The following is a 4,897-nucleotide window of genomic DNA, read 5'->3' on the forward strand; positions in this document are numbered from 1 at the left end:
TTTAGTCCACTTGAATGAATGGAAACATTATTTCCAGAATGAAGAGAGAGACTATCATTCGAATTCAGTGAAATGCCCCCACCTGCCTTCAAAGAGATGTTGCCTTTTGCATTTAAATTTATATCGCTTTTTGAAACAATCTTTATGCCATCTGGCGCGGTAAGCTCTAGTTTGCCACCTTCACCTTTTAGTGACACACCATCAGCGATTGTCAGGATAAACTTTCCGCCTGATTTGATGTGAATTCCATAAGTGTTTTGTTCATCATCATATTCAAGGCGGGTTCCATCAGGGTATATCGTTCGGTGAATGCTGCCCTTATCGGCTGCTTGATTAGCATCGGTGTGAATGGAACCCACAATCACTCCTTGTGATAAGTCCCCCGATGAGGCGATAACAACCACTTGCTCTCCAACATCACGTCCTTCATAGGAGCGTGTTTTACCGGCGCGGGCTTGTGTGTCTGGAATCCAGTCACTGACAAGATTGCCACTTTTTACCCGATAGCGTGCGTTTTTATGATCGACATGGCTAATCTTCCCCACCACAACCATATTTGCCACACGTCTCTTTAGATCTGTGATTTCTTTATCGCGTCGCTCTAACATGTCCAGCTTCAATTTTATGGTATTTGTCTTTATTTCTCACGCCTGTTTCTGGTTCAAAGCTTAAGAAAGGTTCAACGAGTCTTGCTGTTACACCGCCTTCTTCTTCATCCATGTTGGGGATATTTGTCACATAAATGACTTCAAAGGTTAAAATCGCACCATGGAGCGCTAGGGCGCCATTATCACCAAAGGCAAAAGCAATATTTTGCAGGCGGCATGTCTCAACTGTGTTGTTAAGATTGGGATTAGCGTAGAAAATCTCCTCAACCTCCCATGCTAGTTGATCAACAAAACGTGCTCCATCTTCACATGTCGCATAACATTCAACATCTAGCGTTAAAACACGTCGCCTTACTCCATAATCATAGCCATCTTCAATTGTTTCACTTTGTGTTGAGATATTAATTGCAGGCGTGTTCTCAGGGGAGAAGTTGAAATCACGCATATTGAAAACATTGTCACCAGCTGCCGTCTTTGCTGCTTTGATCAATGCAACAAAGCTTTCCCTTATCGTCTCTCTCGGATGCATGAGGGCTCCTGTTATTTAACATTTATCCTTTTCTTTATATTGGTATCGTGTTATGATACGTAAAAGAACGAATAAAGGTGATTTGGTGATTGAATCTTTTGCGGATAAGCGGTGTAAAGATCTTTTAGAAGGCAATCCGCCCAGAGGCTTTCCCACCACTCTAGTGCGTATAGCCCAAAGAAAATTGTTTATGCTCGATAAAGCAGTTGATCTCAAAGATTTGCGCAGTCCTCCGGGAAATCGTCTAGAAGCATTGAAAGGAGAGCGTAAAGGTCAATATTCTATCCGTATTAATGACCAGTTTCGTATTTGTTTTGAATGGCGCTCTAATGGCGCCTATGAAGTTGAAATCGTAGATTATCATTGATCTGTAGGAGGTCGAGATGAAAAATTATATTGCTATTCATCCCGGAGAAATTTTACGAGAGGAATATTTAAAAGAATATGCTCTCTCTGCTTATGCTCTTGCAAAAGCATTAAATGTTCCACGCACGAGAATAGAACGTATTGTTGCTGAAAATAGTCCAGTGACTCCCGATACAGCTCTCAGATTAGCCTATTTTTTTGATACTACTGCTGAATTTTGGCTTAACATGCAAGCTGCTTATGACGTTAGTATATTACAAACTGAAAAAGCAGACGAATTTGCCAAAATCAATAAATTTGAATGTAGGGTTTAACCACTCCCCACCTTTAACGATAGGGAGGGGAGTTGTGTTTTTAATTAAGCAACCTTTTTAATGGGGTTGTCTAAATTTGGTTCATAAGTTCGCAACAAAGAATCCATACGATGTGGTAGTTCTGAAGCTCCAAAATCTGTCAAAATTGCCAAGATTTTTGTAATATTGGGCACGTCATCTTGAAGCTTTAAAACTAGAACATTTTCTATTGCATTCATAGTTTGAACCAGAGCACTACAATCTTTGTCGCTCACATTTTCATCATTAGAAAATTGAGATAATGCCATCCACAAATCGCATAAGAAGTTGGTATCTATTTTCATTGCACACCCCCAAAGATTTGTTCTCTCAAACATGCCAATCCTCTAGATGTGATTTTCGTTGAAGGGAGCACCTTTTCTGTACCATCCGGTCTTTGAATGGTAATAGCGGGACAATCCATGAATCCTTTCTTAATTTTGTCTTGATAAGGTAACAAAGGCGCCCCTGGAGCCCGTCGATACACCCAATCATGTTTACGCAAGTAATCAGTTAAATCCTTTGGTCGTACCTCTAACATCTTTGCTGCTTCAATAAGACCAAACAAACCATCAGAACGCTTTAAACCTTCCAAAGCTTTTGCTTTTGGTGCTAATTCTGCAATAACATGATCTTTTTGCTCTATTTGACTTTGTAAGTGATTCAAGACACCAAGCAATGCTTCCGGTTTGGAGTAGTCGACTTGCGGTGTTGCTACTTGTTTCAAAAGTCGTTCACATTTGATAAAGTATTGACGCGCTTCATGCCCTTTATCATTGAAAGATGTTTAGCCATGTCTAACGTAATGTAGTATTCTTTTACCTTTCCACCGCTTACTAAATTTTTAGTAAGCGTTATAAAGTTTATATTTTCCTGAAATTTACATTCTTTAATGCGATTTTTAATCCAATCATTAAAGCGAGCTTTTATTTCTAAAAACGTATGTAAATCACGCGCGTTAACAGTTTGAACAGTTTCCTGATCAATAACCTGTTCTCTAATTTCTATAAGAGTATTCATAATGAATTCCTTGTTGATAGATGTTTCTTAATGACACTCTAGAAAAGTGCCGGGTGCTAAGAAACACGGCAACAAGCCCGTCGTTATGCTTTCCCCCGAAAGGGTATTTTATGGCATAACCACACCCGACAAGACCAGTATACGCTATACGCATATAATGAGTCAAAGCCTTTACAATGTGCGGAAGACTGATTATTTCGGCAACCAATCCGCTTGTTGTTTTAAGGTGTTTCTTAGGCACCTGATTCGATTATTCATACTCCTACTATAATGTCAAGCCACTTTCGATAATTTTTAAATTTTTGCTATTGGCAATTTGTAATTATTGTAAAAAAAAGAGTTGATTTATACTTTAAGATAAAATATATTCAATCTGTTAAGATTAATTATCCGTCCTTTGGAGTTCTATTTGATGCTTACACCATTTGGTAAAACCATACGAAAACTCCGTATTGATCGTGCAGAACGCCTTTTAGATATGGCTGATAAATTAGGTATATCTGTAGCGTTTTTATCTTCTGTCGAGATTGGCAAAAAATCTGTGCCTGTTGGTATGGAAGAAAAGATCATAGAATTATACGATTTAGATCAAGATATGGCTTCTCTCTTAAGAAAAGAGGCTGATTCCTGCCGTAAGAGTTTTACAATAAAGTCTTCTAATTTATCCACAGGTGAACTTGTTGGTATGTTTGCTAGAGTTATAGATAACATTTCTCCAGAAAATATAGAAAAAATGAAAAAATTATTGAAACAGATAAAAGAAAAAGAAGGTAAATAGAAGGTGTATAAAAGCATTGATTATGAAGTTCCTCCTCGTAGTTGGCACAAAATTAGTTATTTAGCTGGTTTATTTCGAATGGAATTACAATTGTCAGATGTCCAATATTTTCCAGTAATGGAGTTTATTGAACACATTTTGCCTAATATGAAGCTAGATTTTCATTTACGTATCGCAGATAAGAAAGAACTTGGAAATGTGGGTGGTTTAACTGATCCACAAGGTAAGTTCATCGTTTTAAGAGAAGATATTTATAGAGATGCGTACGATGGTAATGGTCGTGCAAGATTTACAGTTGCTCATGAATTTGCTCACCTCTTTTTACATACAAATTTACCCTTACAACGCGTAATTGATTCTCATGAAATACCTGCTTATCGCAGTTCAGAACGGCAAGCTGATCAGTTTGCCGCTGAACTTTTAATGCCACGTTCAGGTATGCCCAAATTTAAGACTCCAGAAGAGGTCGCTAAGTGCTATAAAGTTTCATTACAAGCAGCAAAGGTTAGAATGAAAACATTAAATATTAAATCAGAATAAAAAGGGTTTGAGTTGCAGCTCAAACCCATAAAGAGTTTACGTTAGGTTATGGTTCGCTAACGTAAAACCAGACAGGAAACAGCAAGATGCAACCTGTAGCAGTAAAAATTGTATCATTGTGAATGTCTCTTGTCTAGGTCTATTCACCGAGAAAGTTATCTAATGGATAACAAAAAAAAATTAAAAGAAAGTAAAACCTACGTTTTTCGTACATGGCGTAGATGTCCTCATACGGGTCAAAAACTTTACGCAAAACACTATGGGCGAAAGGCTTGGCGCATTCCTATCTATGATACATAAAAGTATCTAAAAAAAGCAGAAGGGGGATATTTTATTCCCCTTTCGCATCTCAGAAATGTAATCAAAGCTGTTTGCTAGATGAAGATTCGTTACGCAAGATAAGTTTATACATACCGGATTCAGAGGCTTGGACATCTGTGATCACGAAGTGCTCTTGAGAAGAGGGGGCTTTGTTGTTTTCAGGGGAAATGATTACAACATTATCTTCCGGTTTTGGTGGTAATCCTCCAATGTCATTGATACAAAGATCAAGTTCCTTTCTTGCAATTGTCGTGGGGATTCTGCCACCGGCGTCCGATTCTGAATGCTTAATGCCGTAAATCGCTGTGATACGAAAAGATTGCTGGTTGTCCTTTCGCGTGTAGATGATGGGCTGCCCAAAAGTGTTGCGCACATCTTTAACCATTTGGTTTAGCAGCCCGTG

General features: G+C 38.4%; 9 protein-coding genes and 1 pseudogene. 5 read left to right on the forward strand and 5 right to left on the reverse strand.

Features of this window, described 5'->3' with window-relative positions; translation table 11 throughout:
• Positions 1-608: phage baseplate assembly protein V (locus ACFIKO_RS08545; RefSeq protein ID WP_375673781.1), on the reverse strand; the 608-nt coding region annotated here is incomplete at its 3' end.
• A complete protein-coding gene (locus tag ACFIKO_RS08550; RefSeq protein ID WP_375673783.1) occupies positions 589-1,137 on the reverse strand; it encodes a hypothetical protein in 549 nt (182 codons plus the stop codon). The genes ACFIKO_RS08545 and ACFIKO_RS08550, both read right to left, overlap by 20 nt.
• 52 nt (positions 1,138-1,189) lie before the next feature.
• On the opposite strand from ACFIKO_RS08550, the gene ACFIKO_RS08555 reads away from it, so the two are divergent.
• On the forward strand, positions 1,190-1,504 hold the full coding sequence (locus tag ACFIKO_RS08555) for a type II toxin-antitoxin system RelE/ParE family toxin (protein ID WP_273790985.1): 315 nt from the start codon (positions 1,190-1,192) through the stop codon (positions 1,502-1,504).
• 16 nt (positions 1,505-1,520) lie between these two features.
• The gene (locus ACFIKO_RS08560; RefSeq protein ID WP_004861504.1) at positions 1,521-1,817 is read left to right on the forward strand and encodes a HigA family addiction module antitoxin; all 297 of its coding nucleotides are present in this window, start codon (positions 1,521-1,523) and stop codon (positions 1,815-1,817) included.
• A 44-nt stretch (positions 1,818-1,861) separates the two neighbouring features.
• Here the strand turns inward: ACFIKO_RS08560 and ACFIKO_RS08565 are convergent, their stop codons facing one another.
• Positions 1,862-2,140, reverse strand: coding sequence for a hypothetical protein (locus ACFIKO_RS08565; protein ID WP_375620501.1), 279 nt, complete (start codon positions 2,138-2,140; stop codon positions 1,862-1,864).
• Positions 2,137-2,855: pseudogene (locus ACFIKO_RS08570) on the reverse strand (antA/AntB antirepressor family protein). The gene ACFIKO_RS08565 and the pseudogene ACFIKO_RS08570 overlap by 4 nt, the downstream one beginning before the upstream one ends.
• A gap of 412 nt (positions 2,856-3,267) precedes the next feature.
• Between ACFIKO_RS08570 and ACFIKO_RS08575 the strand changes: the two are divergent.
• The 3 genes from ACFIKO_RS08575 to ACFIKO_RS08585 all read left to right on the forward strand — a co-directional run bounded on the left by ACFIKO_RS08575 (position 3,268) and on the right by ACFIKO_RS08585 (position 4,473).
• On the forward strand, positions 3,268-3,633 hold the full coding sequence (locus ACFIKO_RS08575; RefSeq protein WP_004858800.1) for a helix-turn-helix domain-containing protein: 366 nt from the start codon (positions 3,268-3,270) through the stop codon (positions 3,631-3,633).
• A gap of 3 nt (positions 3,634-3,636) precedes the next feature.
• Positions 3,637-4,173 (forward strand): ImmA/IrrE family metallo-endopeptidase, encoded by a 537-nt coding sequence (locus tag ACFIKO_RS08580; RefSeq protein WP_004858798.1) that lies wholly within the window; start codon positions 3,637-3,639, stop codon positions 4,171-4,173.
• Positions 4,174-4,335: 162 nt separating this feature from the next.
• Positions 4,336-4,473, forward strand: a complete 138-nt coding sequence (locus tag ACFIKO_RS08585) for a hypothetical protein (RefSeq protein ID WP_375673785.1) — start codon at positions 4,336-4,338, stop codon at positions 4,471-4,473.
• A 61-nt stretch (positions 4,474-4,534) separates the two neighbouring features.
• Here the strand turns inward: ACFIKO_RS08585 and ACFIKO_RS08590 are convergent.
• Positions 4,535-4,897: hypothetical protein (locus ACFIKO_RS08590; protein ID WP_375673787.1), on the reverse strand; the 363-nt coding region annotated here is incomplete at its 5' end.

This window comes from Bartonella sp. TS82HLJMH (assembly GCF_042193495.1).
Lineage (GTDB): Bacteria > Pseudomonadota > Alphaproteobacteria > Rhizobiales > Rhizobiaceae > Bartonella > Bartonella grahamii.

Coding starts and splice junctions, on each gene's coding strand:
- ACFIKO_RS08565 (WP_375620501.1), bottom strand. CDS start 2,140: ATGAAAATAGATACCAACTTCTTATGCGATTTGTGGATGGCATTATCT.
- ACFIKO_RS08555 (WP_273790985.1), top strand. CDS start 1,190: ATGATACGTAAAAGAACGAATAAAGGTGATTTGGTGATTGAATCTTTT.
- ACFIKO_RS08550 (WP_375673783.1), bottom strand. CDS start 1,137: ATGCATCCGAGAGAGACGATAAGGGAAAGCTTTGTTGCATTGATCAAA.
- ACFIKO_RS08585 (WP_375673785.1), top strand. CDS start 4,336: ATGGATAACAAAAAAAAATTAAAAGAAAGTAAAACCTACGTTTTTCGT.
- ACFIKO_RS08575 (WP_004858800.1), top strand. CDS start 3,268: ATGCTTACACCATTTGGTAAAACCATACGAAAACTCCGTATTGATCGT.
- ACFIKO_RS08560 (WP_004861504.1), top strand. CDS start 1,521: ATGAAAAATTATATTGCTATTCATCCCGGAGAAATTTTACGAGAGGAA.